We start from the raw sequence: 25,180 nt of genomic DNA, 5'->3' as shown, positions 1-25,180 counted from the left end.
ACAGATTCAAAGAACCTTTTGTTTCATGCTAACGTAACGGGTAAACATCATGAAGAAACTGTTGATCGCGCTGGCCGGGGCCGCTTGTCTCCTATCGTCTGTTTCTGCCGCGCAGGCTGACCAGCTCCAGGATATTGAAAAACGCGGCGTCATCCGCATTGCCGTACCCCAGGACTTTCCACCGTTCGGCTCGGTGGGTACCGACCTGCAGCCGCAGGGGTATGACATCGATATGGCGCGCTATCTGGCGAAATCGATGAAGCTCAAGCTGCAGCTGGTCCCGGTGACCAGCGCCAACCGCGTGCCGTATCTGCAGACCGATAAGGTAGACCTGGTGATCTCCAGCCTCGGCAAGAACGCCGAGCGCGAGAAGGTGATCGACTTCAGCCGCGCCTACGCCCCGTTCTTCCTCGGGGTGTTTGGCCCGAAAGGGGCGGAGCTGAAGGACGCGGCCGCGCTGAGCGGCAAAAGCATCGGCGTGACCCGTGGGGCGGTGGAAGATATGGTGCTGACCAGCGTGGCGCCGCAGGCGGCGCAGATTAAGCGCTACGAGGACAATAACACTACGCTGTCGGCTTACCTGTCCGGTCAGGTGCAGTATGTCGCCACCGGAAACCTGGTGGTGGCGGCTATCTCCCGGCAGAACGCCGACAAAGCGCCGGTCCCGAGCTTTATGCTGAAGGACTCGCCGTGCTTTATCGGTCTGAAAAAGAACGAACCGGCGCTGAAGGCGAAAGTGGATACCCTCATTGAGCAGGGCATTAAGGACGGCACCCTCAACGGTCTGTCTGAGAAGTGGCTGAAAGCGCCACTGCCTGCCAGCCTCGGCGCGTAAGGTCTGGGGATGACGGAGCAACTTCATTTCTCTGAGCTCTGGCCGCACTGGCCGGAGCTGCTGGCCGGCCTGTGGGTGACGGTGCAGTTGACGGTGCTGGCGACGATCGGCGGACTGGCGATCGGCATCCTCGGGGCGGCGATCCGCAGCGGTCGCCCGGGAATGCTCAGCCGGGTATGGGGCGGATATGTGGAAATCATCCGTAATACGCCGTTTGTGGTGCAGCTCTTTTTTATCGTCTTTGGTTTACCGAACCTCGGACTGAAGATGACCGCCGGTGAAGCGGCGCTGCTGGCGATGGTGGTCAACCTCGGCGCCTATAGCACCGAGATCGTCCGCGCCGGCATCCAGGTGACGCCGAAGGGCCAGTGGGAAGCCGGTCGCGTGCTCGGGCTCAGCCGGACGCAAACCTTCGTTCGCGTCGTATTGCCCCCGGCGCTGCAGCGGATTTATCCGGCGCTGGTCAGCCAGTGCATCATCGTGATGCTCGGCTCGTCAGTGGTGTCCCAGGTCTCCTATGAGGAGCTGACCTTCGCCGCCAACCTGATCCAGTCGCGGACATTTTTGAGCTTTGAGGTCTATCTGGTAGCCACCGGGATCTACTTAGCGTTATCGATAGCGATGCGCCAGCTGCTGATGGCGGCGGGGCGTAAATGGCTGGGGGTACAGGCCTGATGACCACTTTTACCGACTGGGACATTATCCGCAACCTGCTGCTGGCCGGTCGCTGGACGGTGCTGCTGTCGCTGGTCGCGTTCACCGGCGGGGCGCTGGTGACCTTACCGTTACTGCTGCTGCGCCTCACCGGCGGACGCCAGGTGAAACGGCTGATCCGCGGGTATATTGAGCTGTTCCAGGGCACGCCGCTGCTGATGCAGCTGTTTCTGGCATTCTTTGGCGTGGCGCTGTTCGGCGTCGACGTCTCGGCGTGGTCCGCCGCCTCGGTCGCCCTGACGCTCTACACCAGCGCCTTTCTGCTGGATATCTGGTTCGGCAGCATTCGCGCGCTGCCGAAAGGCCAGTGGGAAGCCTCGCGCTGTCTCGGGCTGAGCTTCGGCCAGACCCTGTACCGGGTGGTGGCGCCGCAAGCGCTGCGCATTGCCATCGCGCCGACCGTCGGGTTCGCAGTACAGGTGATCAAAGGCACGGCGCTGGCATCGATTATCGGCTTTGTGGAGCTGACCAAGGCAGGGACGATGCTGACCAACGTCACTTATCAGCCGTTTAAAGTGTTTGCCCTTGTGGCGCTGGGCTATTTCATTCTGTGCTATCCGCTGTCCCGCTACAGCCGCTATCTGGAGAACAAATTCAATGCCTCTCATCACCATTAATCAGATGCAGAAGTACTACGGCGACAACCATGTGCTGAAGGGCGTCGATCTGGATATCGACATGGGGGAAGTGATCTCGATCATCGGCCGCAGCGGCTCGGGTAAAAGCGCCCTGCTGCGCTGTATCAATGGTCTGGAGGGCTACCAGGAGGGAAGCATCAAGCTCGGGGGCATGACCATCACCAACCGCGATTCCCAGGCCCGGGAGATCAGCCGCTCCATCGGCATGGTGTTCCAGAACTTTAACCTGTTCCCGCACATGACGGCGCTGGAGAACGTCATGCTGGCTCCGCGGCGGGTACTGAAGAAGTCCCAGGCCGAATGCCGGGAGCTGGCGCAGCGGATGCTGGAGAAGGTCGGTCTTGGCGACCGTCTGGATTACTATCCGGCCAATCTCTCCGGCGGCCAACAGCAGCGCGTGGCCATTGCCCGGGCGCTGGCCATGTCGCCGAAAGTTTTACTCTGTGACGAAATCACCTCGGCGCTCGACCCGGAACTGGTGGGTGAAGTGCTGAAGGTGCTGGAGCAACTGGCGGCGGAAGGTATGACGCTGATCCTCGTCACCCATGAAATGAATTTTGCCCGCGAAGTGGGCGACCGCGTGGTGTTTATGCATCAGGTACGCGTCTGGGAGCAGGGCGACAGCAAAACGCTGTTCGCCAGCCCGCAGACCAGCGAACTGAAACAGTTTATCTCCTCGGTGCGCGGTCTTAACTAACGTAAGGAATGGCAGATGGATATCACTCAGTTTTCGCAAATTAACCCGCCGCAGCGCCTGCTGATGGGGCCGGGGCCGATCAATGCCGACCCGCGCGTGCTGCGCGCCATGTCGAGCCAGCTGGTTGGCCAGTACGATCCGGCGATGACCCACTACATGAATGAAGTCATGGCGCTCTACCGCGGCGTGTTTCGCACCGAAAATCGCTGGACGATGTTGGTCGACGGCACCTCGCGCGCCGGGATCGAAGCGATTCTGTTGTCGGCGATCCGTCCCGGTGACAAGGTGCTGGTGCCGGTGTTCGGCCGGTTTGGTCATCTGCTGTGCGAGATCGCGCGTCGCTGCCGGGCAGAGGTGCACACCATCGAGGTGCCGTGGGGTGAGGTCTTTACGCCGGATCAGGTTGAGGATGCGATCAAGCGCGTGCGGCCGCGCCTGCTGCTCACCGTGCAGGGCGATACCTCCACCACCATGCTGCAGCCGCTGGCGGAGCTGGGAGAGATTTGCCGTCGTCACGATGTGCTGTTCTATACCGACGCCACCGCGTCGCTCGGCGGTAACCCGCTGGAAACCGACGCCTGGCAGCTGGACGCCGTGTCCGCCGGGATGCAGAAGTGCCTGGGCGGTCCTTCCGGCACCTCGCCCATCACCCTCAGCCCGCGGATGGAAGAGGTCATCCGCCGCCGCCGCTGCATTGAGCAGGGGATCCGCACCGATGCCCATCACGATGGCGTCGACGAGATGATCTACTCCAACTATTTCGATCTCGGCATGGTGATGGATTACTGGGGGCCGGAGCGCCTTAACCACCATACCGAAGCGACCTCGGCGCTGTTCGCCGCCCGGGAGTGCGCGCGCCTGATCCTCCAGGAGGGACTCGACAACGGCATCGCCCGCCACAAACTGCACGGCGATGCACTGCTGAAGGGCATCCAGGCGATGGGGCTCGAGACCTTTGGCGACCTGCGGCACAAAATGAATAACGTGCTGGGGGTGGTGATCCCCAACGGGGTCAACGGCGATCAGGTACGCAAACTGATGCTGGAAGATTTCGGCATTGAAATTGGCACCTCGTTTGGTCCGCTGCACGGTAAAGTCTGGCGCATTGGCACCATGGGCTATAACGCGCGTAAAGACTGCGTGATGCAGACGCTCAGCGCGCTGGAAGCGGTCCTGAACTACCTCAGGTTCACCACCACCCAGGGCGCGGCGATGCAGGCGGCCTGGGATCACTACCGCACCGAGGCCACCCTATGAGTGACACCGTCCGCCAGCAGGCGGAGAGAGAGGCGGCCGCCAGCCGGGTGATGGCGCGTGCCGATCGGCTGGCCGCCCTCAGCGAAACCGCCGATGCCCTGACCCGGGTCTATCTGTCGCCCGAGCATCTGCAGGCCAACCAGCTGGTGGGGCAGTGGATGCAGGCTGCCGGCATGATGGTGTGGCAGGACAGCGTCGGCAACATCTGCGGACGTTATGAAGGACAACAGGAGGGGGCGCCGGCGGTGCTGCTGGGCTCTCATCTTGACACCGTGCGCAACGCCGGACGCTACGACGGCATGCTCGGCGTGCTGGCGGCGATTGAGGTGGTCCAGCGTCTGCACCAGCAGGGGCGACGGCTGGCGAAGGCAATCGAGATCGTCGGCTTTGGCGATGAAGAGGGCACCCGCTTTGGCATCACCCTGCTCGGCAGTCGCGGCGTCACCGGCACCTGGCCTGAAAGCTGGCTGTCACAGTGCGATTCCGACGGGGTGAGCGTCGCCCAGGCGCTGGTGAATGCCGGACTCGATCCGGCGCGGATCGCCCACGCGGCCCGTCACCCGCGGGATATCGCCGCCTATCTGGAACTGCATATCGAGCAGGGGCCGTGCCTGGAGCAGGCGGGGCTGGCGCTCGGCGTGGTGGAGGCGATTAATGGCGCCAGACGGCTGAACTGCCGCTTTACCGGCGAAGCTGGCCATGCCGGCACGGTGCCGATGCTTCATCGCAAGGACGCCCTCGCCGCGGCGGCGGAATGGATGATGCAGGTGGAAAACCTGACCCGGCAGCACGGCGGTAACCTGGTGGCGACGGTCGGCACCCTGCGCTGTGCGCCGGGCGCGGTAAACGTGATACCGGGCGAGGTGCAGCTGACGCTGGATATTCGCGGCCCGCAGGATGCGCCGCTGACGGCGCTGCTGGAGGAACTGCTGGGGCAGGCGCAGGCCATTGCCGGGCGCCGCCAGCTGAGTTTCGCCGCCGAGGAGTATTATCGCATCGCCGCCACCGCCTGCGACAGTCACCTGCAGGCGGTGCTGAGCGAGGCGGTGGTGGCGGTGCAGGGCCGTTCGCTGACGCTGCCGAGCGGCGCAGGGCATGACGCCATCGCCATCGCCGAGCGCTGGCCATCGGCCATGCTGTTTGTGCGTTGCCTGGGGGGCGTCAGCCATCACCCGGCGGAGTCGGTCACCGCCGCCGACGTCGGGCTGGCTATCGACGCGTTCTCCCGGGCGGTAGAGAAGGTGGCTGACGCCTGATCGCGGCGGTTACCGTGCCCCAGCTGGCGGCTTCATACCGCCAGCTGGTTGACCACCTCGGCGACGGAGGTGATGGCATGGATGTTGCCGATCCCCGCGCCCACCGAGATATATCCCTCATCAGTATTCCCCTCCAGCATGCCCAGCCGCATCCCGCGCAGCCCGCCCATCGCCTGGGCCAGCTCGGCTTTTGAGGCGCCGGCCCGGTCCATGGCTACCAGTGTGTCGCTCAGTTTGCCGGGCAGCGCGCGGTAGTAGTCCGGCAGGGTACGGAACAGGCGCAGATCCAGACCGTTGGCGGCCACAATTTTCGCTTTCACCGAGTCGGGAACCCGGCTTTCGATGGTGCTGATAAATACCGAACCGGCGAAGACGCCCTCCGCCCCCAGGGCATGAACGGCGCGCGCGCCCCGGGCGTCGGTGATCCCTCCGGCGGCCATCACCGGAACCCGCTGTACCGCGTCAACGATCAGCGGGACGATGGTGAAGGTCCCGAGGGCGGTGCCCGGCAGCGTGCCGCCTTCGTCAAAGCCGGTGGCGACAATAATATCCGCTCCGGCCTGCTCCGCGCGGCGGCTGTTCTCCGGCGTCGGGTTGATGTCACGATAGATAATGGTGATCCCGGCGGCTTTCAGTTCGTCGAACAGCGCCGGTTTTAACGAACCGTCGCCGTAGCCGGTGTAGACCACCACCTTAACCCCTTCCTCTTTGATCACCGGGAGGATCGCCGGCGTCCAGATGTCATTTTCCGCCGTCGGGATCAGGTTGACGCCAAAGGGTTTCTCCGTCAGCTGTTTGGTTTTGCGGATCTCTTCGCGCATTTTCTCGGCGGTGGCCTCCGGGGTGGAGACGGCGGTTGTCGCCGTCAGTCCGGCGTTCGGGCCCAGCACGCCAAGCCCACCGGCGTTGCCGACGGCCGCCACCAGACGAGCATCGGTTAGCCAGGAGAGGGGCCCCTGGACCACCGGTTTTTCAATACCCAGAATGCGGGCGACGCGGTTAGGTTGCATGCTATTTTTCCTTGTATGTTAATAAGTTATAAATTTGTTCGCCCCAGCGATGCGGCAATGAGGGCAGTGTAGGCGTCTTTATTGTTTTAAAAAATGAGCAAAAACTTTCATCACTATTATTAAATTAGTAATAATGTGAACTGATGAAGAGGTGGGAGGCGGGCCATCATGCAAATGAATCTGTTTGAAAATATTAAAATTTTTATTGAAATCGTCGATGCCGGCAGCTTTGCCCAGGCGGCGGAAAATTTGCAGATCCACCGACCGGCGGTGACCAAAGCACTGCAGCAGCTGGAGCAGGAGAGCGGGGTCCGGCTGCTGCAGCGCACCACCCGACGTCTGTATCTTACGCCGGAGGGGGAAGAGTTTTATCGTCGCAGCAAACCGTTGCTCTCCCAGGCCGACGATCTGCTGGAGTCGTTCGCGCCGGACCGGCCGATCCGCGGTCAGCTGCGCGTTGATATGCCGATCGCCTTTGCCCGGCTGCTGGTGATCCCGCATCTGCCGGATTTTTATCAGGCCCATCCGGAGGTGGAGATTGTCCTCAGCAGCTCCGACGTACGCCGGGATATGCTGCGCGATGGTCTGGATTGCCTGCTGCGGGTGGGGGATCTTGAGGATGGCGACTATGTGGCGCGTTCACTGGGGGAGGTGGCGTTAACCACCTGCGCCAGTCCGGGCTATCTGGCGCGCTATGGGGCGCCCGCGACGCTGGAGGACCTGCAGTCGCATCTGGCGGTGAACTGGGTGAACAGCAGCAGCCGGCAGATTATGCCCTGGCGATTCCAGACCCCGGAGGGCATCAGGCAGATCGCCATTCCCGGTAAACTGGTGCTGGACAACTCTGAAGTCTTTACTGCTGCCGGGCTGGCGGGGCTGGGGATGCTGCAGGGGATGCGTTTCTTTTTGCAACCTTATATCGACAGCGGGCAACTGGTGGAAGTTTTGCCGGACTTTCCGGCGCCGCGTCGACCGTTGTCGCTGCTCTATCCGCACCGGCATCTCTCGCATAAGGTTCGGGTCTTTGCCGACTGGCTGCAGGGGCTGGTAGCGACCCTGGACTGACAATCGGCGCTGTCGCCTTGACTCTATCGGCTGAGCGTTTATATATAAAATGTGAATGCTATTAATGCAACGAATCACAAAGCTGGATAACGACTTAACCTGTAAGGGAATGCTGATGAAACTCTGGAATAAAACACTACTCGCTTCCGCCCTGTGCCTGACCCTGTTTGGCTGCGACGATGCGTCGACAGTTGATAACAAACTGGATAAGGCTAAAGATAATGCGGAGCAGATGAAGGATGCCGCGGCGGATAAAGCGCAGGCAATTAAACAGGATGCGGATAAGCAAATCGATACGCTGAAAAGCCAGGCTGACGCCGAGGCCGATCGCCTGAAGGATCAGGCCAGCGCCATCAAGGCCGAGGCGGACAAGAAGGCGGACGCCATCGCCCAGCAGGCGAAAGCCCAGGCCGATGCGGTGAAGCAGAACGCAAAGCAGGAAAGTGACCGCATAGTCAAAGAGGCGGGTCAGATCAAAGACAACGCCATCGGTGACGCCAATCAGCTCTCGGCTGAAGCGGCGAGCAAAACCAAAGCCATCCAGGACAGTATCGCGAAGGATAAACAGAACGCCGCGCCGCCCGCCGCACAGCAGTAACTCGCGGTGTTTGCCTGACCCGCCGCCCGGAAATATAGGGAGCGGAGCCTGATAGATTGCCCGGCGGCGCTGCGCTTGCGCGGGCCTACGCAGGGGGCGGGTTGGCTGCGCAATGACCGGGTATCACCCTTTTGTAGGCCGGGCAAGGCGTCGTCGCCGCCCGGCACATGGACCGCAATAACATCCTGCTCAGGGGTATCTTACGATACCCCTTTTTTATGCCCGCCGTGGGTTCAACGGTTTGGCAGCAGGGTGCCTTTCAGGCCGTGCGGCTCCGAGCGCAAATACTGCGACGGCACACGGACCTGGGCGCCAAGGCTGGCCGCTGCGTGCCACGGCCAGTGCGGATCGTAGAGTACCGCGCGGGCGAGGGCGATCAGGTCGGCATCGCCATTCTCCAGCGCCGCTTCCGCCTGCTGCGGGTCGGTGATCAGCCCCACGCCAATCACCGGGATGGCTACCTGCTGGCGAATATCGCGGGCGAAAGGCAACTGGTATCCCGGCCCAACGGTGATCGCCTGCTGCGGCGACAAACCGCCGCTGGAGACGTGAATATAGTCACTGCCCAGCGTTTCCAGCTGCTGGCTAAACTTAATGGACTGCTCGCAGTCCCAGCCGCCTTCGACCCAGTCGGTAGCCGACAGCCTGACGCCCACCGCCATGGTGTTGCCCACTGCCTCGCGGATCGCCTTAAAGACTTCCAGCGGATAGCGCATTCGGTTCTCCAGCGAACCGCCGTACTCGTCGCGGCGCTGGTTGCTGAGCGGCGAGAGAAACTGGTGCAGCAGATAGCCGTGGGCGGCGTGCAGTTCAATCAGCTCAAAGCCCAGCCGCTGGGCGCGCAGCGCGCTGGCGACGAAGGCCGCTTTGATGCGCGCCATATCGGCATGGCTCAGTTCAGCGGGGGCGCGATCGCCATCGTGAAACGCCACGGCGGAAGGGGCGACGGTCTGCCAGCCACCATCGTTGAGCGCCAGCTGATGGCCTCCCTGCCACGGGGCGGCGCAGGATGCCTTGCGTCCGGCATGACCCAGCTGGATCCCCAGACGGATCGGCGACCAGGCCCGAATATCTTCGACTACGCCGCGCAGGGCGTTTTCGGTTTCATCATCCCACAGCCCCAGATCCCCCGGGGAGATACGCCCCGCAGGATCTACCGCCGTGGCTTCCAGAATTAACAGGCCGGCGCCGGAGAAAGCCAGTTGGCCAAGATGGATCCGGTGCCAGGAGGTCGCCTTACCCTCGTCGGCGGAGTACTGACACATCGGGGCGATAACGATACGGTTATCAAGGGTGAGTTGACCAATTCGCGTCGCGCTAAAAAGATGACTCATGAATACCTCGTAAATGTTAAACGTGGTCGTGCAGGGGACGGACAGTTGCTGTTTATAGCACGCCTGTTCACCCCCCCAGTATTCGGATATTGCGCTTAAGCGCTCCGCTATTCGATATACCAGAGACGGCGCCGTCGGCCGGCGGCCTGCTGCGACACGGCGCGGGCCATTGCGCTGCCAATCTCGGCGCTGGCCGTCAGCCCCTGCACAAAGGGGCGATCGTGCATCAGCCAGGGAAGGGCGCCGAAGGCGACCCGGCCGCGCACTGTCTCCGGCGCCTGCAGCGTGTAGTCATCACCGACGTCCGGAATGTCGTCGCCGCAGGCCAGCAGCTGCTGGCGCAGTGAAGGGAAGGGCAGATCCCGGGTTTTCAGCGCTTTTTGTCCGCGGGCATCGATAAAGACATCGAATTCGCAGCGCTGACGATGATGAACAATCAGCGTCCGGTCAGGCTCCCGCTGCAGCTCATAATCTTCGCCCAGCGTCAGGATCCGCAGAATGCCAGCCCGGTGCAGGGCCAGCAGCCGACGTATGGACTCCGGCGGAATGGCGGCGTAGTTATCGATAAATACCCGGGCGAGGCCCTGGCGGAAGCGACGGCTGTCCGCGTCGTTGAACTGCGGCACCAAGGTTTCAATCGCCTCATGCAGGCGCAGAATGGCATAGCGCCAGGGCACCGTGTGGTGTTCGCGCTTATTGCGCTCCACCTCCTGCAGATTGCGCTGCGCCCACTGAAAGGGGTCATGGGTGAGGCGGTCGGCAAACCAGGCGTCGGCGATACTGTCAGGCGTCAGCTGACGAAGCCCGATCGCCTCGCTCCAGTCGGGGGCAGCATATTCCAGCTCTTTAACGATCAGCTCAAAAATCCGATCTAACAGAGCGTCGCTACCCTCCGCAATGGCCGCTTCGAGGGCGGCGGGAGTGGCAATCTCCAGCGGCTCCCACGGGATCGGGCAGTAAAAATCGGCCTCCGGCAGCACGCCGTGGCGTGACATCAGGGTGATCTCCAGCGCTTCGCTGCCTGGATGGAGGGAAAAATGGGTCGTTTTGTCGTCCTCGGTATGGAAAACGCCGTGGCGGGCCACTACCGCCACGGCGGCATCAATCGCGCTTAATGAAGTCCCAAGGATCCCCACCCGGCAGGGGGCAATGCGGGCCTCCATCAGGCCGGTCCACGGGCTGGGGAAGTACTGTCGGCTGGCGCGCTCTTCTTCAGGCCACAGATGGCCGGTGGCAATCGCCACCAGGTCGACGATTACCGGGTCTGCTGCACTATCGGTGTGGATGGCGATCCCGGTGGACTGAACCGCAATATCCGTGACTTCACAGGATTCACAAACGCTAATCACAAAGCCGACGTCCCGGGCCCGCTCAACGAGGTAAAGAAAACGGTCGCGATAGTATTCGCCGAGGATCACCCGCGGCAGAAACTGGCGCTCATGCAGGGCGTGCCGTTCAAGCCCGCGCGCCGCCAGCCAGTCATCGCTTTGCTGCTGCAGCCATTGCAGGTAGGTCAGGTCGATGGGGGGGGATCTCAATGCTGGCAATATTGGCCAGCATTTGCGCCGCGGTATTATCGTCACTGTAGGGCATACCCACCTCGGCCTGCGCCTCTTTTTCAAACAGGGTGATGGCCAGCGGCTCACCGCGCTTCACCAGTTCATAAAAGGTGTAAATCCCCGTCGGCCCCACGCCGACGATGGCAATTCTCTTCATGATTCTCTCCCTTCCTGTGGGCAGATGCGGCATTGATGACGCTTCGCTTAAGCGAACCTAGTTTTAATTCTGGTCGAAAATTACCGAACCGGTGAGGGGAACACGCAATTTGAAACAAATTAGCATGCTAATAAACTTGCCGATTGTCGTAAAAGGGGTGTAATTAACAAAAGAGCAACTTTCTATACAAACAATTTACACAAGCGGTAACCCCAGCTCGCTCTGCTGGACGCCGCGCACACTCCCGGCAATGCCGTCGGGATAGGGATGACAAGATGCACGGCTGGACCTCACGACAGCGTAATGCGGCGATAGCCAGTTTTTTAAGCTGGACGCTCGATGCTTTCGACTTTTTCCTGTTAGTTTTTTTACTGAGCGATATCGCCCACTCGTTTCATGTCGACCTTGAGGAGGTCACCCTGGCGATTCTGCTGACTCTGGCCGTGCGGCCCGTCGGCGCGCTAATTTTCGGCAGGGCGGCGGAGAAGTTTGGTCGCAAACCAATCCTGATGCTCAACATTGTGTTCTTCTCGGCTTTTGAGCTGCTCTCCGCCGCCGCGCCGTCGTTGATGCTGTTTTTCCTGCTGCGGGTGCTGTACGGCGTGGCGATGGGCGGGATCTGGGGCGTGGCCTCTTCGCTGGCGATGGAGACGATCCCCGACCGCTCGCGCGGCCTGATGTCCGGCCTGTTCCAGGCGGGATACCCCTTCGGCTATTTGCTGGCGGCCGTCGCCTATGGGCTGCTGTTTGAACAACTCGGCTGGCGCGGGATGTTTGTCATTGGCGCCGCGCCGGTGCTGCTGCTGCCGTTTATCTATTTCTGCGTCGAGGAGTCTCCGGTTTGGCAGGCGGCCAGGCAGAATAAAGAGAGTACGGCCCTGCTGCCGGTACTGCGTAGCCACTGGAAGCTGTGCCTGTACCTGGTGGTGCTGATGGCGGCTTTCAACTTCTTCTCTCACGGGACGCAGGATCTTTACCCGGTCTTTTTGAAAGTTCAGCACGGCTTCGAGCCTAAAACGGTCAGCATCATCGCGGTCTGCTATAACATCGCCTCGATCATTGGTGGAGTGTTCTTCGGTTCGCTGTCGGAGAAGATTGGCCGACGCAAAGCGATTATGATCGCCGCCCTGCTGGCGCTGCCGGTCATTCCACTGTGGGCTTTCGCCAGCGGCTCGCTGGCGCTGGGGGCGGGGGCGTTCCTGATGCAGTTTATGGTCCAGGGGGCCTGGGGGGTGATCCCCACCTGGCTCAATGAACTGGTCCCGGCCAACACCCGGGCGGTGCTGCCCGGCTTCGTCTACCAGCTGGGTAATTTGCTGGCTTCGGTGAATGCCACTCTCCAGGCATCAATCGCCCAGCATCATGGGCATAACTACGGCCTGGCAATGGCCCTGGTGGCCGGGACGGTGGCGATTGTCATTACCGTCCTGACCTTTTTTGGTCGCGAAGGCCGGGTGATCCAATCCGCAGGAGCGGGACATCACCAGCCGCTCTCCACCAGCCGTTAACTTTTGTGACCGGGCGTGGCCAGGCGCCCGGTCGCATACATTAGTCACGCAGACGAATAGACGCCGCCTGGCGTTTCTCCAGCGAGCAGATCCCAATCCCCACCATGATGAACAGCGCGCTAAACAGATGCCAGGCATGCGGCTGGGTATGCAGGAACAGGATGCTCAACACCCCGCCGGAGAGGGGGATGATGTGGGTGTAAATTTCGCCCCGCGTGGCGCCAATGGTGGCGATACCTTTGTTCCAGAACAGGTATGCCAGCCACGATGGGAAAATTACCAGATACGCCAGGCCGCTGAGGAAAAACGGCTCGCGCCAGGCTGCCCAGTCCTGCGCCGGGTGGCGCATCAGCCAGAAGATGACGATTGGCACCAGGATCAGGGCGCCGAGCAGCGAGCTGACGGCGACAAAGCCATTCGCCGGGATTCGGCGGTCCTTCAGACGTAACAGCGAACAGTAGAGCGCCCAGCTCAGCGCCGACCCCATCGCCCACAGGTCGCCGATGGCAAAGGTGTGCAGAGAGGCGGCGTGCAGCGGATTTCCCTGAAATAAGAGGATCATCACGCCGAGGGTGCTAAAAGCCACTCCGAGCCAGTTACGCCCTGATACCGGATCGCGGAAAAATAGTCGGTTAATCAACAGTACCATGCTCGGCGTGGCGGACATATAGATGGCGGCGTTGAGCGCGGAGGTGGTTTGCAGGCCAATATAGAGCGTGAGCGGGAAACTGACCTGGCCGCAGAGGGTTAGCACCACCACCGCTGGCGCGTTTGCCCGCAGCAGGTGGCGACTGCCGGCGATTTGCCGTCGGTAGAGCAGGCCCAGCAGCAGCGCCGTCAGCGCCCAGCGCGCTTCGGTCATCAGGATCGGATCCACGCCCTGCACCAGCACGTGCCCGACAACATAATTCCCGCCCCAGAACAGAGCCGCCAGCGTCAGTAACAGATAAGGCATGATGATTCCTTGTGTCGTTTGTCACTGTACTGAATGGTAATGTTATTGTTTTTATAATATCAATAATATTTTAGTGGTTTTTATTGTATTCATTTAAATTCTTTAATAAACAGTAAATTGACAACACGTGTGAAATTTACGTTGCCGCATTATGGACGGTACTATACCGTATAGTAGCCATGTATTTCACAGGGATAAATCATGCGTAACACAGATAATGGGGTGATTGGAAGCGACCAGACCGCGGTGATGGCCAGGCTGGCGCTGGATGAGTTAATTGACCAGCTTCTGCACAGCAACGCGCTGTCGCTGAAGCTGACGGCCAACCCGCTGGTGGCCGACAGAGCCTGGCATCTCACTGAGAATACCTGCATCCGCGCCTTCTCCGCTGACGATCCACAGGCCAAAAAGCGTGCGCACCACGCGCTGTTCATTCTTTATCAGTCCTGGCTTGCCGACCCGCTCTCGCCAGCGGCTGCCAATCAGTTTCATCCGCTGCTTTCCGGGATCAGAAATTACATCGAGTCTGAGTGGCTGCGGGCGGAAAGCAAACGCTTCCACCACCAGAGACCAATGCTTAACGCCGGCAATATCGTCGACGAACTGCGCGCCTTATGCCAGCAGCACCCGGCGTCTCATCATCCGCTGTTCGATTTCCTTGCCAGCGAGGCCTCTGCGGCGCAAATCGACTATTTCTTCAAAAGCGACAGCGCCCTCAATCTGCTTTTCTTCGATCTGGTGGCGATGGGGCTGGTGGGCTCGCTGCCGGAAACCCGCGCTGAGATTGCGCAAAATCTGTGGGATGAGATAGGCCAGGGCAGCACCGAGATCACCCACGTTAATCTGTATAAGGATTTACTGAAGCGGCGAAATATCGCCTTACCGGACAATCATTTTGCCCATTTGTACGAGTGGCAGGGGCTGGCCGGGTATAACGCCTTTATGCTGGGCGGCGTAAACCGTCAGCATTACTACAAATCACTGGGCGTGATGGCCATGACCGAGCTGCTCGACCCGCCGCAGTATGAAAAACTGGTGGCGGGCTGTCGGCGGATTGGGCTTTCCGAGCGCGACGTGCATTACTATGCCGAACATATCACGGTCGACATCGGTCATGCGGATGGCTGGCTGAACAATGTGATTGTGCCGATTGGCAAAAAACATCCGGCGGCTATGGAGGAGGTCTTCTTTGGCGCCGCGCTGCGTCTGCAAACCTGCAACGATTACTATGATGGTCTGCTGGCGGCCCTGCAGTCGCTGGGCGGCAGCTTATCATCTCACAGCGTACCGCCTTCTGAGTAAATAAGCGCTTTGGCCGCGCTCCAGGCGGTCATCCCCGGCGGGATCTCCCGACATTCGGCGGACTCGGCCTGCTGGGCGGCGATAGCGCCATCGATGAGCATCACCATCATCATGGCGACCCGCTCGGCAGGCTCTGGTTTTAACACCAGCAGGAGAATATCGCGGAAGAACTGCCAGAGGAGCGACTTGAAGCGGGAACACTGCTCCCGGATCGCCGGCGATGACGCGCCATATTCAAACAGCGCGCGGGTAAACATGCAGCCGTGGAACGTTTCGCAGGTAAACCAGCGATGATAATAGTCGAACACGGCAAACAGCTTTTCCCGCGCGCTGGCTTTATCCGCGGTGATCTGCGCCAAATCCTGCATAAATTCGCTCTCTTTCTGCTTGAGGATAGCCAGAATGAGCGCCTCTTTATCGGCGTAATAGCGGTAGAAGGTCATTTTGGAGATGCCAGCATGTTCAGCAATCCGCTCGATGCTGGGCGACTGATATCCTTCGCGATTAAAAAGCGTGCTGGCGTGGCGGAGAATGTCCGCTTGTTTTGGCTTCATGCGTTTTCCTGTCGAATGGTTCGCTGTCACGATTGCCGGTGACACGGCCGTCCTGCGACAGCGGTGCATTATGCCGGATCTTGCCGCCAGACGGGCAAAAAGTAAATCAGCCGCGGTTTATGCGGCGTCGGTTCCCCCAATAAAAACAAGATTGCGTAGACATACACAAGTCATGTCCTTATGTTTCTGAACCGGCGTATTATTCGGACCTTTATACACATAAGCTGTGAATGATGTACTTTCTGATAGGCATTATTTCTGAAGTCTGAGACGGTTACAGCAGGACAGGCATCGAATGAGGGTATTACAGACATCATTACCAGGATGATCCGATAACTATGATGAATCTTATTAAAAGATTGCTGCGAAGAATATTCAGGTCGTTAATTTCATCTTATGGCCCTGCTGTACTGACCATCCTCTTCGCCGTGGCGCAAGGGCTCTTTTTTCCAGAGACGCCTCTCTGGCTTGTTCCCCTGTTTTTCGTATTTGTTATTGTAATGTTTTATCGGTTTGTGAAATTTTAATATCGAAATTTAACTTTATATTAAATTGACAAGGAAGTGCGATGGCTGGGTTGAGGCTGCGCAGGTTAAGATGGCCCCGCCATTGCCCGTCTCATTAAGAAGAAGAGAAGAGATGAAATTACCCCTGACCACGCCCCGGCTGCTGCTGCGCCGGTTCAGAACGGAAGATCTGCCGTCTTTCAGCCATTATCGCAATCTGCCGGAGGTGGCCCGCTTTCAGAGCTGGACCCACTACGGCATGACAGAGGCGACAGCCTTCTATGAACAACAGCGTTCGCAGGCCTTTGCTGAGGATGAGAGCTGGTTCCAGCTTGCCGTAGAGATTCAGGCCAACGGTGCGCTGGCGGGAGATGTGGGGATCCACTTCTTAGATCACGGCAGACAAGCCGAGCTGGGGATGACCTTTTCCCCTGCGTATCAGCATCAGGGGTATGCCCGGGAAGCCATGCGGGCGGTGATGGCCTTACTCTTTGAACAGTTAGCCCACCACCGGCTGACAGCGGTGGTAGACACCCGCAATACCGGCGCGATCAAACTCCTGGAAGGGCTGGGCTTTCGTCGCGAGGCGCATTACCGGCAGAATATCTTTTTTAAAGGCGAGTGGGGCGATGAGTACCTGTATGCGCTGTTGCGTAGCGAATATCAGTGAAGTGACGGGCGAGCCGTCACTTCTGCCCGGCGGACGATTAGCTATGCTGGCGGATAAAGCGCGCGCGCCACGGTTTTAGCACCCACAGCGCGAGGGCGGCGGTGACAAAATCAAGGCCAATCGCGCAGCTGAAGACCACATGCCAGCCGTGAGTGTGCTGATAGAGCAGTGCCGCCAGCGGACCGCCAAAGATTGACCCGATGCCCTGCGAAATATACAGCCAGCCATAGTTGCTGGCGGCATGCTCGCTGCCGAACGTATCGGTGAGTGTCGACGGGAAGAGAGAGAAGATCTCCCCCCAGCCAAAGAACACCACCCCGGAGAGCAGGACAAACAGCAGCGGATCTTCCCGGCACGCCAGCCAGAGCATCATCGCCACGCCTTCCAGCGCAAAGGCGATAAACATGGTTTGCTCGCGGCCGAAGCGGTCGGAAATAAAGCCAAACAGCGGCCGGGTCAATCCGTTGGTGAAGCGGTCTATCGTTAACGCCAACGGCAGCGCATGCCAAACACCACCGCCTGGCTAATGCCGAAATCCTCGGCGAACACCGCCATCTGCGAAGTGACCATCAGCCCGGAAGTCGACATCATCGCCATCATGGCGAACATCAGCCAGAACAGCGGCTGGCGCAGCATTTCCCGGGAAGTAAACGATCTGCTGCTCTGCGCCACCGTCTGACTGACGGGCTGGGAGACAGCGGGCGGCGGCAGCTTCAGCCCCTGACTGGCGAGGAAGCCGACGAGGGCGAAAAGGATCCCGAAAGTCGCCATCGTGTGTTCAAGGCCGTTAGTGGTCAGCGACAGGGAGATGGGGAAGGTGGTTATGATGGCCCCCATCCCGTAGCCCGCCGCCACCGCGCCGGCGGCAAATCCCCGCTGCTGTGGGAACCATTTGACCATCAGGCCGACAACGCCGATGTAGACGATCCCGGTCCCGAGGCCGCCCATGCAGCCATAAACCAGCCAGAGCGTTGCCAGGCCATTCACCTGCGCGGAAAGCACCCAGCTCATTCCCGCCATCACCGTGCCAATAGCGATCAGCCGCCGTGGGCCAAATTTTTCCACTAACCGCCCCTGAAAAGGGGAAAAGAAGGTCTGCAGGATGATCAGCAGGGAGAAGGTCACCTGCAATTCTGGCAAACCCACGCCCAGTTTAGCGGCCAGGGGTTTTGTCAACAGCGTCCAGACATATTGCGGACTGGAAATGGCGGCCATACAGATCAAACCCAGCACCAGCTGGCGCCATTTGCCATATTTCGGGGTAACCAACGGTTCACTGAGTGTCGTCATGTTGTTCTCCGTTTTCAGTAAGCAGGCTTCCGTGAAACGCATCCACCCTGGATGCCTCACAGAAAGGGGAAGGTTGCGACCGCAGACTGGCGACCTGTTGTGGCCATATGGCATACGTTCTTGTCCACATTGCGGTATACAAGCGAAGAGCATTAAACGTGCCATATAAAATAAGTTTTTATATTCAAGTGGTTAATGTAATGAGGGTATGTCTGACGGGGGGCGGCATGGTGAATGTGCGGCACCAGGGCGGTGCAAATGAATTATTGCGGTGCGCTTTGCCTGCTAACTGGCTTAGGAGACATCGTATACCCTGGACTGGCGCTAGACGGACTTCAGTGCAAAGCCGCCCAGGCGGGTCGAGGCTACGAAATCACCGCCTGGGGCGGCTGGCAAGATAAACGGGAAATGAGGCTGGCGGTTTACCCGCTTAGTAGCGAAAAAACGCTACTGTCCCGACTATTTTTTGCTTTATGAGCTGGGCATTTATTGTATGGACTCTCGCAGAGAGACATTCTTCCTGGTAGAAAGCCTGGCTACCACACACAGATACTAGATAGGGGAAGCCTTATCGCCCTATACTAAGTTCATGCCGCGGTACTGGCCCGGACTTTGAGCACTGACGGAATTTCAATGAACTTTTCACCAGGCTTATCGTTAAGCAGTTCGAGAAGGGCTTTACCGGCTTTCACCCCAATGTCATGCCAGGGAAACTCAACGGTTGTCAGGGCAGGGGAACAGACCGTCGATAACACTCCTCCGCCTAAACTCGCAATGGCTACGGTATTGGGCACCTTGATGCCGGCACTGTGGCAGGCCATCATACATCCACAGGCCATTTCATCCGACGTGCAAATTAACGCATCCAGATCGCCCCAGGTAATCATCATATCCATGAATATATTGACGCCTGTGGCGATGGTGGATGGCAAATGCGTGGTTACCACCCGGTGCGGGGAGCGGTTCAGAGCGAGCATCGCCGTATTCCAACCGCTCAGCAACTGGCGAAACAATGTGTTATTAGCCGGGGTACAGAGCAGTGCGATGTTTTTTAATGAGGCGTCGGCCAGATGAGTCACGATCTGTTTTACGGCCTTACCGTAATCCACGCCGATGCACATACCCACAGGGTGGGTATTTAGCGCGCCAATTTCCAGAATAGGAACATCCACGTTGGCCAGCAACTGGGTGCAGCTCTCAATGGTATCGATATTGAACTGAATAATGGCCGCCGGGTTATAGGCGAGCATTTTTTCAAACGTCTTTTGTTCACTTTGACCGTCATGCCCGGATTCCATAAACATCATGGTATATCCGCGTTCGGTCAGCACTTTTTGCAGCGCTTCAGAGACCGGCAAAAAACCCGGCGAAGAGAAGGTGGGAACGAAGGCGAGAATAAGATCGGAATGGACCGACGCCAGATTACGTGCCTGCAGATTAGGGACATAGCCGAGTCCTGCGGCTTCCTGCAACTGAGCATTCTGAATAAGCGACGGGGCGATAAAGCCGATAACGCATCGTTCAGTATGGAGGCACTATTTCACAACCCCAGCGGCCTGGCCTCCTGTATGAACTCAATCAGAAGGCGAAGCCCGGTCGGCAATTGCCGGCGGCTTGAATAATAGATATGAAAACCTTCCTCCAGTGGGGACCATTCCGTAAGCACCAGACGGAGCCGTCCATCCTTGACATAGGGTGCAACAAGAGGTTCCGGAAAATACATCAGGCCAGCCCCGCCCAATACGGCCACCAGACCCGTTTCGGCATGATTGACCGTCACTGAGCCTGGCACTGTCATTTGGTATGTTTCGCCGTCTCGCGCAAGTTCCCAGCGATAAACCCGATCGTCACCGAGACGATTGCTGATGCAGCGATGGTGTAATAAATCATCCGGATGTTCAGGCGTTCCGTAGCGTTCCAGGTAATCAGGGGAGGCCGCGATAACCCAGCGAATATCGGCAGATAAACGCCGGGCAACCATGTCCTCCGGGACGGTGCCACCATAGCGGATGCCGGCATCGAAGCCCGCATCAGTCACGTCAACCATACGGTTGCTGGCCACAATATCGATTTCAATATCGGGATAGCGATCCATAAAAGCGGGCATGACCGGCGCAAGCAAAAGATTTGCCGCTTCAACGGCTGCATTGATGCGGATACGTCCGGTAGGGGTATTGCGATACCGGTTAAGCGATTCAAGCGCGCCTTCTATGGTGTCGAAAGGCTGAAGAACAGACGGAACCAGTTCCTCACCAGCTGCCGTAGGGGTGACGCTCTTGGTCGTGCAATTAAGCAGGCGAACTCCGAGCCGGGTTTCCAGTCCCTTCAGGGCATGACTCAGCGCTGATGCACTGACGCCTAATTCAATTGCCGCACGGCTGAAGCTGCGATGACGTGCAATCGCCATGAAATAAATAAGATCGGCAACATCAGCTCTGCTTATTTGCATACAGAATAGTTTTCCTTATGCGGCGTTAAAACCCGAATGCGTTGATGAAGAAATGATATACACCTTAGACCGATTAGGGCTAATCCATTGCTGAATTTTTTTCACAAGTCCATTCATGCACGTCCACTCACTGTACACGTTGTGCTTCGTTATTCTTGAAAATCATGCGCTCTGGCTGGTAGGCCAGGGCGGAACACTCATCTAACGGAGCCGTTTATGAACTATACGCATCTTGGCCGCACCGGCCTGAAAGTCAGCCGCCTTTGTCTCGGAACCATGAATTTTGGTGACGTCACCGACGAAAAGACCAGCGCCCGCATTCTGGATGAGGCGCTTGAGGCGGGTATCAATTTCATTGATACAGCAGACGTGTATGGCACTGAACAATCTCCCGATATCCAGCAAGGCTCGGGGCTGTCCGAGGAAATTATTGGTCGCTGGCTTCAGCAGGGTGGCCGCCGTGAACGCATCGTTCTGGCGACAAAAGTCTATCAGCCTATGGGACCGGGCCCGAACGATCGCCGGCTTTCTGCTTACCATATTCGCAAAGCCTGCGAGGACAGTTTGCGACGGCTTAAGACCGACCATATTGACGTCTATCAGATGCATCACATCGATCGTCATACGCCGTGGGAAGAGATCTGGCAGGCCATGGAACTGCTTGTTCAGCAGGGAAAGGTTCTTTATATCGGTAGCAGCAATTTCGCGGGCTGGGACATTGCGACTGCGCAGTCAGTCGCCACGGCCCGTCATTTCCTGGGCCTGGTCGCCGAGCAAAGTTTTTATAATCTGACAGCCCGCACCATTGAGCTGGAGGTCATTCCCGCATGCCGCCATTTTGGCCTGGGGTTGATCCCCTGGAGCCCGCTTGCCGGAGGGCTGCTTGGCGGCGTACTGAAAAAGATGGCAAGCGGGCGCCGTGCCAGGCCCGCGTTTGCCCGCCAAATTGAAGATTATCGTCCGCAGCTGGAAGCCTATGAAGGATTATGTGATGACCTCGGCGAATCCCCTTCCGATGTGGCGCTGGCCTGGCTCCTGCAGAATCCTGTCGTTACCGCTCCACTGATTGGGCCTCGTACGGTCGAACAACTCCAGCAAGCGCTTCACGCAACGACAATCACGCTATCAGACGACACCATGAGCTGTCTCGACGAAATCTGGCCCGGCCCCGGGGGAGAAGCGCCCCAGGCTTATGCCTGGTAATGACCAAATTAATGAATCCTTTCTGCGTTAAAGGGAGTTCCAGTTTATGAGCAAGATGATCCATGACCAGCCTTCTGCTGCCGTACCCGCTTCCCGGGACCGGCGCAATTTTCTGATCGCCGGAGCCGGTCTGGCGTTGGCCGCAACCACCCTTGGCAGGAGCGGCGCCGTGATGGCGAAACCGGCTGGTCAGGACACGCCTAACGCCCCTTCGGAAGCTGTTCCGGTCCAGCAGGAAACCTTAACCACGCGTAAACTCGGCTCGCTGGAGGTGTCCAGCATGGGACTCGGGTGCCTGCCGATGGTGGGTTATTACGGCGGAGGTCCGCGCGATCGTAAAGCCATGGTTTCGCTTATCCGGGCAGCCTTCGAACAAGGTATCACGTTCTTTGATACTGCCGAGGTCTACGGCCCCCATCTCAGTGAAGAATTTGTCGGGGAAGCACTGGCCCCTGTTCGCGATCGTGTGGTGATTGCCACCAAGTTCGGCTTCGGCGTGGAGGAGGGGAAGCCCACTTCCCTTAACAGCCATCCTGACCATATCCGCCGCGCCGTAGAAGGCTCGCTAAAGCGTCAGAAAACGGACCACATCGATCTTCTCTATCAGCATCGCCCCGATCCGAATGTGCCGATCGAGGATGTGGCGGAAACCGTGAAGGCGTTGATCCAGTAGGGTTGAAAAACTGGGGACTGTCGGAAGCGAGTGCCAGGACAATTCGCCGCGCACATGCGGTACTCCCTGTGACTGCGGTGCAGAGTGAGTATGCCATGTGGTGGCGGGAACCAGAGACGCGGATATTTCCAACGCTCGAAGAGCTGGGTATCGGTTTCGTACCTTACTGCCCGACTGCCCGCAGCTTCCTTGCCGGAGCAGTCAATCCAAGCCAGCGGTTCGACAGCACCGATCGGCGGCATAACCTGCCACGCTTCCAGCCCGATGCCCTGGCCAAAAACATGGTGCTGCTTGAATTTGCGCAGTCGTGGGCCCGTCGCAAAAACACCACTCCGGTTCAGTTCGCGCTGGCCTGGGTAATGGCGCAGCGGCCCTGGATTGTCCCAATCCCGGGTACGACGCAATATCCGCACCTGATAGAAAACAGCGGCGCACCGCAAGTCCGGTTGACGGACAGCGAGCTACGCGAAATCGATGCGGCGCTTGCGCAACGGACTGCCTATTGGGCAAATTGTGCTGCCTGACCGCGACAAAGGCCGTAACCTTAAATCGACAAGCCTGGCGACCCGCCCCGGGCATCGCGAGTTGTTTATTGTCGCTAACAGCGGGACCGAACCTGGTGGAGCGATGATTTTTCGATCGGGCGCATTCGCGCCGGCACCGTTTCCCTTTTCACATCAGTGACCGGGAATGAGTGGTCTGGGAGACCCGGCAACGCCGGGCCAGGGCAGGGTGTTAATAGTTCTGGATCGCTGAAGGCGGCGTGAGGGAAGGCGGCGTATCCGGAAGCGGGGGAATGATCCCGTCAACGGGGTGCGGCAGATAGCGAGCTTCCAGTTCCGTGATTTCGGCATCGCTAAGTGAAAAGTCCAGCGCGCTGATAGCCGTGGAAAGATGTTCTGGTTTCGTTGCGCCAATGATCGGTGCTGTGATGACCGTTTTTGATAACAGCCAGGCAATTGCAACATGAGCTCTTGGCACCGCGTGCTTTTCGGCAATGCTGGCAACAACATCAATCACGGGCTTATCCAGAAGGGCTGCGTTCTCATACATTTTTAACGCAAAGGCATCGTTTTGCGTTCGTCGGGACGTGACACTCCAGTCGCGCGTGAGCCTGCCGCGTGCCATCGGACTCCAGGGGATCACCCCAACGCCCTGGTCTTCACACAGGGGCAGCATCTCGCGCTCTTCTTCCCGGTAAAGCAGGTTGTATTGCGGTTGCATCGTGATAAATCGGGTCCAGCCGTTACGCTCAGCGGTATGCTGCATTTTTGCAAAGCGCCAGGCTTCCATAGAAGATGCGCCGATGTAACGTACTATAACATTAGTGCGCATAATGTATATTATGTTAAATGCAATGTCGTACTCAATAACGTCATCTTTGATAGCTGCCTCTTCCCACATCAACACTATGACCGTCATTCCTTTCATGCACGTGAATGCTGCGCTATAAGGCAAAATGTTCGAGGTGATAAATCAAGCATGGCTTTTAACAATCACTTCGCCCACTACAGCCTGTTCTCCTACAGTAAAAGCCAGGGAAATTCATTCAGCCACACCTGCTGCTTGTACTGTCCGGCATATCTTACTGCTGTTGCATTTTCTGACCGAACGCGTCACGGGATGCCAGATGAAATGCTCATTTGATAGCGCGCCGCCTGCAGTGTGTATCAACCGGGCTTGATCAGCCACAGACGTGATTATCAAAAAGATGCCAGCTTCGTTTTCCGCACTCAAATGGCGAGTGCCATCGCGACCATAAACAGAACCGCCAGCTGAAGTTGAGCACGCCCTCTTTCCACCACCATTTCAGGCAGCTTGCGGGGATGAGCCCGCTACGGTATCAGAAATGGCTGCGCCTCAATGAAGCCAGGCGACTGATGCTGAATGAACATTACGATGTCACCACAGCAGCCTATGCGGTCGGTTACGAAAGCCTGTCCCATTTCAGCCGGGAATATACGCGGATGTTCGGGGAATCGCCCAAGAGGGATATTACTGAACTGAGAAAGTCAGCGGGTAAGCTTTAATCAATTCTGGACCGCCTGTACCATGCCTGGTCTTCGATATCCCCCCGGCACGTGAGTCTAATACCCAAAACTTTACCCCGCCCTGATGGACGGGATTTTACGACGCGCTGGTTAGTGACAACGTCACAGCAGCGCGCTAAAGATACTCCTCTTCATCCAGCGAGATCACCTGAATGCCGGCATTACGATACGCCTGAACATCATCAGGCAGACGATCCACCACCACCGTGTCAATTCGATCTGCGGCGGTAAATTGGGCAAGCGAGGTGTTATTCAGCTTGCTGTAGTCGCAGACAATAATCACCTGACTGGCGTGTTCCACCATGCCTCGTTTCGTTTCTGCCAGCATGATATCGGCCACGCAGGCGCCGTGTTTCAGCGACAGCGAATTGGTGCCCATAAATGCTTTATCGACGTTTAGCGTGTCGAGAATGGAACGTCCGTTGATCGCCACCACGCAGTGGTATCCCTTCTTAACGATCCCCCCGAGCAGAATCGTTTGAATCGAGGGACTGGCCTCAAGCTCCCGGGCGATTTGGTAATCATTGGTAACCACCGTGACGTTCTGTCTGTCACGAATATTGCGCGCGATATGTAGCGTCGTGCTACCGGTATCCAGCACGATTATATCGCCATCCTCAACCAGCGCCGCCGCGCGCTGGCCGATCCGTTCTTTCGCGCTGAGATTGACAATTTCGCGGGCGTCCGATGCTTGTTCGAAGCTCGCTCGGGTACGAAGAACGGCTCCGCCATGCGTTCGGGTCAGCAACCCCTCCTCTTCCAGCTGGCGGAGATCGGCACGAATGGTAGCGCCAGATACATTAAAGACGTCACACATCTCAGAAACAGCAACTTTGCGTTTTTCCCTGAGAATACCGAGTAACTTCTCCTGTCTTTCTTCTGCAAACATTCTGCCTCTC

22 protein-coding genes and 6 pseudogenes are annotated in these 25,180 nt (G+C 58.3%); 18 read left to right on the top strand and 10 right to left on the bottom strand.

Features of this window, described 5'->3' with window-relative positions:
- The first annotated feature begins 49 nt into the window (after positions 1-49).
- Genes DR88_RS14225 through hpxK form a run of 6 tightly spaced genes read left to right on the top strand, consistent with a single transcriptional unit; the run spans position 50 to position 5,397 of the window.
- On the top strand, positions 50-835 hold the full coding sequence (locus DR88_RS14225) for a transporter substrate-binding domain-containing protein (protein ID WP_004143665.1): 786 nt from the start codon (positions 50-52) through the stop codon (positions 833-835).
- A 9-nt stretch (positions 836-844) separates the two neighbouring features.
- The gene (locus DR88_RS14230) at positions 845-1,510 is read left to right on the top strand and encodes an amino acid ABC transporter permease (RefSeq protein ID WP_023313206.1); all 666 of its coding nucleotides are present in this window, start codon (positions 845-847) and stop codon (positions 1,508-1,510) included.
- Positions 1,510-2,166 (top strand): amino acid ABC transporter permease, encoded by a 657-nt coding sequence (locus tag DR88_RS14235; RefSeq protein WP_023313205.1) that lies wholly within the window; start codon positions 1,510-1,512, stop codon positions 2,164-2,166. Before DR88_RS14230 ends, DR88_RS14235 begins: the two co-directional genes overlap by 1 nt.
- Positions 2,147-2,884, top strand: coding sequence for an amino acid ABC transporter ATP-binding protein (locus tag DR88_RS14240; RefSeq protein ID WP_025862289.1), 738 nt, complete (start codon positions 2,147-2,149; stop codon positions 2,882-2,884). The genes DR88_RS14235 and DR88_RS14240 overlap by 20 nt, the downstream gene beginning before the upstream one ends.
- 15 nt (positions 2,885-2,899) lie before the next feature.
- Positions 2,900-4,141, top strand: coding sequence for a pyridoxal-phosphate-dependent aminotransferase family protein (gene pucG / locus DR88_RS14245; RefSeq protein ID WP_004179945.1), 1,242 nt, complete (start codon positions 2,900-2,902; stop codon positions 4,139-4,141).
- On the top strand, positions 4,138-5,397 hold the full coding sequence (gene hpxK, locus DR88_RS14250; protein ID WP_004148417.1) for an allantoate amidohydrolase: 1,260 nt from the start codon (positions 4,138-4,140) through the stop codon (positions 5,395-5,397). Before pucG ends, hpxK begins: the two co-directional genes overlap by 4 nt.
- Before the next feature lie 32 nt (positions 5,398-5,429).
- On the opposite strand, the gene DR88_RS14255 is transcribed toward hpxK, so the two are convergent.
- Positions 5,430-6,407 carry an NAD(P)H-dependent flavin oxidoreductase gene (locus DR88_RS14255; RefSeq protein ID WP_004148416.1) on the bottom strand — a complete coding sequence of 326 codons (978 nt, stop codon included), beginning with the start codon at positions 6,405-6,407 and terminating at the stop codon, positions 5,430-5,432.
- A 174-nt stretch (positions 6,408-6,581) separates the two neighbouring features.
- Here DR88_RS14255 and DR88_RS14260 point away from each other — a divergent pair, with 174 nt between their 5' ends.
- Together DR88_RS14260 and DR88_RS14265 are read left to right on the top strand one after the other, a co-directional pair.
- Positions 6,582-7,472, top strand: coding sequence for a LysR family transcriptional regulator (locus DR88_RS14260; protein ID WP_004218747.1), 891 nt, complete (start codon positions 6,582-6,584; stop codon positions 7,470-7,472).
- A 64-nt stretch (positions 7,473-7,536) separates the two neighbouring features.
- The gene (locus DR88_RS14265; RefSeq protein WP_025861987.1) at positions 7,537-8,070 is read left to right on the top strand and encodes a hypothetical protein; all 534 of its coding nucleotides are present in this window, start codon (positions 7,537-7,539) and stop codon (positions 8,068-8,070) included.
- 233 nt (positions 8,071-8,303) lie between these two features.
- Here the strand turns inward: DR88_RS14265 and DR88_RS14270 are convergent, their stop codons facing one another.
- Positions 8,304-9,404, bottom strand: a complete 1,101-nt coding sequence (locus DR88_RS14270; protein ID WP_004148413.1) for an NADH:flavin oxidoreductase/NADH oxidase — start codon at positions 9,402-9,404, stop codon at positions 8,304-8,306.
- 107 nt (positions 9,405-9,511) lie between these two features.
- Positions 9,512-11,120 (bottom strand): annotated as a pseudogene (locus DR88_RS14275) (FAD-NAD(P)-binding protein).
- Positions 11,121-11,395: 275 nt separating this feature from the next.
- Here DR88_RS14275 and DR88_RS14280 point away from each other — a divergent pair.
- Positions 11,396-12,628 (top strand): MFS transporter, encoded by a 1,233-nt coding sequence (locus DR88_RS14280; protein ID WP_004148411.1) that lies wholly within the window; start codon positions 11,396-11,398, stop codon positions 12,626-12,628.
- 40 nt (positions 12,629-12,668) lie between these two features.
- Here DR88_RS14280 and DR88_RS14285 read toward each other — a convergent pair whose 3' ends face one another.
- Positions 12,669-13,583, bottom strand: coding sequence for a DMT family transporter (locus DR88_RS14285; protein WP_004148410.1), 915 nt, complete (start codon positions 13,581-13,583; stop codon positions 12,669-12,671).
- Positions 13,584-13,784: 201 nt separating this feature from the next.
- Here DR88_RS14285 and DR88_RS14290 point away from each other — a divergent pair, with 201 nt between their 5' ends.
- The gene (locus DR88_RS14290) at positions 13,785-14,885 is read left to right on the top strand and encodes an iron-containing redox enzyme family protein (protein WP_004148409.1); all 1,101 of its coding nucleotides are present in this window, start codon (positions 13,785-13,787) and stop codon (positions 14,883-14,885) included.
- Here DR88_RS14290 and DR88_RS14295 read toward each other — a convergent pair.
- Complete coding sequence (locus DR88_RS14295) at positions 14,861-15,439, bottom strand: TetR/AcrR family transcriptional regulator (protein WP_025861988.1); 579 nt, start codon at positions 15,437-15,439, stop codon at positions 14,861-14,863. The genes DR88_RS14290 and DR88_RS14295 overlap by 25 nt on opposite strands.
- Before the next feature lie 338 nt (positions 15,440-15,777).
- On the opposite strand from DR88_RS14295, the gene DR88_RS0125800 reads away from it, so the two are divergent.
- Positions 15,778-15,966, top strand: coding sequence for a hypothetical protein (locus DR88_RS0125800; protein ID WP_004148407.1), 189 nt, complete (start codon positions 15,778-15,780; stop codon positions 15,964-15,966).
- Positions 15,967-16,036: 70 nt separating this feature from the next.
- Positions 16,037-16,615 (top strand): GNAT family N-acetyltransferase, encoded by a 579-nt coding sequence (locus tag DR88_RS14300; protein ID WP_014907574.1) that lies wholly within the window; start codon positions 16,037-16,039, stop codon positions 16,613-16,615.
- 37 nt (positions 16,616-16,652) lie between these two features.
- Here DR88_RS14300 and oxlT read toward each other — a convergent pair.
- Positions 16,653-17,947, bottom strand: a pseudogene (gene oxlT, locus DR88_RS0125795) (oxalate/formate MFS antiporter).
- A gap of 216 nt (positions 17,948-18,163) precedes the next feature.
- On the opposite strand from oxlT, the gene DR88_RS0125790 reads away from it, so the two are divergent.
- Positions 18,164-18,382 (top strand): hypothetical protein, encoded by a 219-nt coding sequence (locus DR88_RS0125790; RefSeq protein ID WP_073980554.1) that lies wholly within the window; start codon positions 18,164-18,166, stop codon positions 18,380-18,382.
- 110 nt (positions 18,383-18,492) lie between these two features.
- Here DR88_RS0125790 and DR88_RS14305 read toward each other — a convergent pair whose 3' ends face one another.
- Together DR88_RS14305 and DR88_RS14310 are read right to left on the bottom strand one after the other, a co-directional pair.
- Positions 18,493-19,416, bottom strand: a complete 924-nt coding sequence (locus DR88_RS14305; protein WP_100219340.1) for a LacI family DNA-binding transcriptional regulator — start codon at positions 19,414-19,416, stop codon at positions 18,493-18,495.
- A gap of 29 nt (positions 19,417-19,445) precedes the next feature.
- Complete coding sequence (locus DR88_RS14310; RefSeq protein ID WP_025861989.1) at positions 19,446-20,354, bottom strand: LysR family transcriptional regulator; 909 nt, start codon at positions 20,352-20,354, stop codon at positions 19,446-19,448.
- Positions 20,355-20,570: 216 nt separating this feature from the next.
- Here DR88_RS14310 and DR88_RS14315 point away from each other — a divergent pair, with 216 nt between their 5' ends.
- The 3 genes and pseudogenes from DR88_RS14315 to DR88_RS28100 form a co-directional block, all read left to right on the top strand.
- Positions 20,571-21,557: an aldo/keto reductase gene (locus tag DR88_RS14315; protein ID WP_004148403.1), complete on the top strand. Its 987-nt coding sequence runs from the start codon at positions 20,571-20,573 to the stop codon at positions 21,555-21,557.
- 46 nt (positions 21,558-21,603) lie between these two features.
- Positions 21,604-22,754 (top strand): annotated as a pseudogene (locus DR88_RS0125785) (aldo/keto reductase).
- Positions 22,717-22,914, top strand: a pseudogene (locus DR88_RS28100) (SMP-30/gluconolactonase/LRE family protein); the annotation flags it as partial. The pseudogenes DR88_RS0125785 and DR88_RS28100, both read left to right, overlap by 38 nt.
- Positions 22,915-22,965: 51 nt before the next feature.
- Here the strand turns inward: DR88_RS28100 and DR88_RS14320 are convergent.
- Positions 22,966-23,544 (bottom strand): annotated as a pseudogene (locus DR88_RS14320) (aldo/keto reductase); the annotation flags it as partial.
- Between the two features lie 168 nt (positions 23,545-23,712).
- Here DR88_RS14320 and DR88_RS30690 point away from each other — a divergent pair.
- Both DR88_RS30690 and DR88_RS14325 read left to right on the top strand, forming a co-directional pair.
- Positions 23,713-23,877 (top strand): hypothetical protein, encoded by a 165-nt coding sequence (locus tag DR88_RS30690; RefSeq protein WP_004221585.1) that lies wholly within the window; start codon positions 23,713-23,715, stop codon positions 23,875-23,877.
- A gap of 125 nt (positions 23,878-24,002) precedes the next feature.
- A pseudogene (locus DR88_RS14325) lies at positions 24,003-24,260 on the top strand (helix-turn-helix transcriptional regulator); the annotation flags it as partial.
- A 136-nt stretch (positions 24,261-24,396) separates the two neighbouring features.
- Here DR88_RS14325 and DR88_RS14330 read toward each other — a convergent pair.
- Positions 24,397-25,170 carry a DeoR/GlpR family DNA-binding transcription regulator gene (locus DR88_RS14330; protein WP_025861991.1) on the bottom strand — a complete coding sequence of 258 codons (774 nt, stop codon included), beginning with the start codon at positions 25,168-25,170 and terminating at the stop codon, positions 24,397-24,399.
- Between the last annotated feature and the right edge of the window lie 10 nt (positions 25,171-25,180).

This window comes from Klebsiella pneumoniae, from assembly GCF_000742135.1.
GTDB classification, from domain to species: domain Bacteria; phylum Pseudomonadota; class Gammaproteobacteria; order Enterobacterales; family Enterobacteriaceae; genus Klebsiella; species Klebsiella pneumoniae.
The sequence above is the reverse complement of the archived record's forward strand: the minus strand, read 5'-3'. Positions and strand labels throughout refer to the sequence as shown.

Excerpts from the sequence above, each read along its gene's own strand:
- DR88_RS14225 (WP_004143665.1), top strand. The coding sequence starts at position 50 with ATGAAGAAACTGTTGATCGCGCTGGCCGGGGCCGCTTGTCTCCTATCG.
- DR88_RS14230 (WP_023313206.1), top strand. The coding sequence starts at position 845 with ATGACGGAGCAACTTCATTTCTCTGAGCTCTGGCCGCACTGGCCGGAG.
- DR88_RS14235 (WP_023313205.1), top strand. The coding sequence starts at position 1,510 with ATGACCACTTTTACCGACTGGGACATTATCCGCAACCTGCTGCTGGCC.
- DR88_RS14240 (WP_025862289.1), top strand. The coding sequence starts at position 2,147 with ATGCCTCTCATCACCATTAATCAGATGCAGAAGTACTACGGCGACAAC.
- pucG (WP_004179945.1), top strand. The coding sequence starts at position 2,900 with ATGGATATCACTCAGTTTTCGCAAATTAACCCGCCGCAGCGCCTGCTG.
- hpxK (WP_004148417.1), top strand. The coding sequence starts at position 4,138 with ATGAGTGACACCGTCCGCCAGCAGGCGGAGAGAGAGGCGGCCGCCAGC.
- DR88_RS14255 (WP_004148416.1), bottom strand. The coding sequence starts at position 6,407 with ATGCAACCTAACCGCGTCGCCCGCATTCTGGGTATTGAAAAACCGGTG.
- DR88_RS14260 (WP_004218747.1), top strand. The coding sequence starts at position 6,582 with ATGAATCTGTTTGAAAATATTAAAATTTTTATTGAAATCGTCGATGCC.
- DR88_RS14265 (WP_025861987.1), top strand. The coding sequence starts at position 7,537 with ATGCAACGAATCACAAAGCTGGATAACGACTTAACCTGTAAGGGAATG.
- DR88_RS14270 (WP_004148413.1), bottom strand. The coding sequence starts at position 9,404 with ATGAGTCATCTTTTTAGCGCGACGCGAATTGGTCAACTCACCCTTGAT.
- DR88_RS14280 (WP_004148411.1), top strand. The coding sequence starts at position 11,396 with ATGCACGGCTGGACCTCACGACAGCGTAATGCGGCGATAGCCAGTTTT.
- DR88_RS14285 (WP_004148410.1), bottom strand. The coding sequence starts at position 13,583 with ATGCCTTATCTGTTACTGACGCTGGCGGCTCTGTTCTGGGGCGGGAAT.
- DR88_RS14290 (WP_004148409.1), top strand. The coding sequence starts at position 13,785 with ATGCGTAACACAGATAATGGGGTGATTGGAAGCGACCAGACCGCGGTG.
- DR88_RS14295 (WP_025861988.1), bottom strand. The coding sequence starts at position 15,439 with ATGAAGCCAAAACAAGCGGACATTCTCCGCCACGCCAGCACGCTTTTT.
- DR88_RS0125800 (WP_004148407.1), top strand. The coding sequence starts at position 15,778 with ATGATGAATCTTATTAAAAGATTGCTGCGAAGAATATTCAGGTCGTTA.
- DR88_RS14300 (WP_014907574.1), top strand. The coding sequence starts at position 16,037 with ATGGCCCCGCCATTGCCCGTCTCATTAAGAAGAAGAGAAGAGATGAAA.
- DR88_RS0125790 (WP_073980554.1), top strand. The coding sequence starts at position 18,164 with ATGAATTATTGCGGTGCGCTTTGCCTGCTAACTGGCTTAGGAGACATC.
- DR88_RS14310 (WP_025861989.1), bottom strand. The coding sequence starts at position 20,354 with ATGCAAATAAGCAGAGCTGATGTTGCCGATCTTATTTATTTCATGGCG.
- DR88_RS14315 (WP_004148403.1), top strand. The coding sequence starts at position 20,571 with ATGAACTATACGCATCTTGGCCGCACCGGCCTGAAAGTCAGCCGCCTT.
- DR88_RS30690 (WP_004221585.1), top strand. The coding sequence starts at position 23,713 with ATGGCTTTTAACAATCACTTCGCCCACTACAGCCTGTTCTCCTACAGT.
- DR88_RS14330 (WP_025861991.1), bottom strand. The coding sequence starts at position 25,170 with ATGTTTGCAGAAGAAAGACAGGAGAAGTTACTCGGTATTCTCAGGGAA.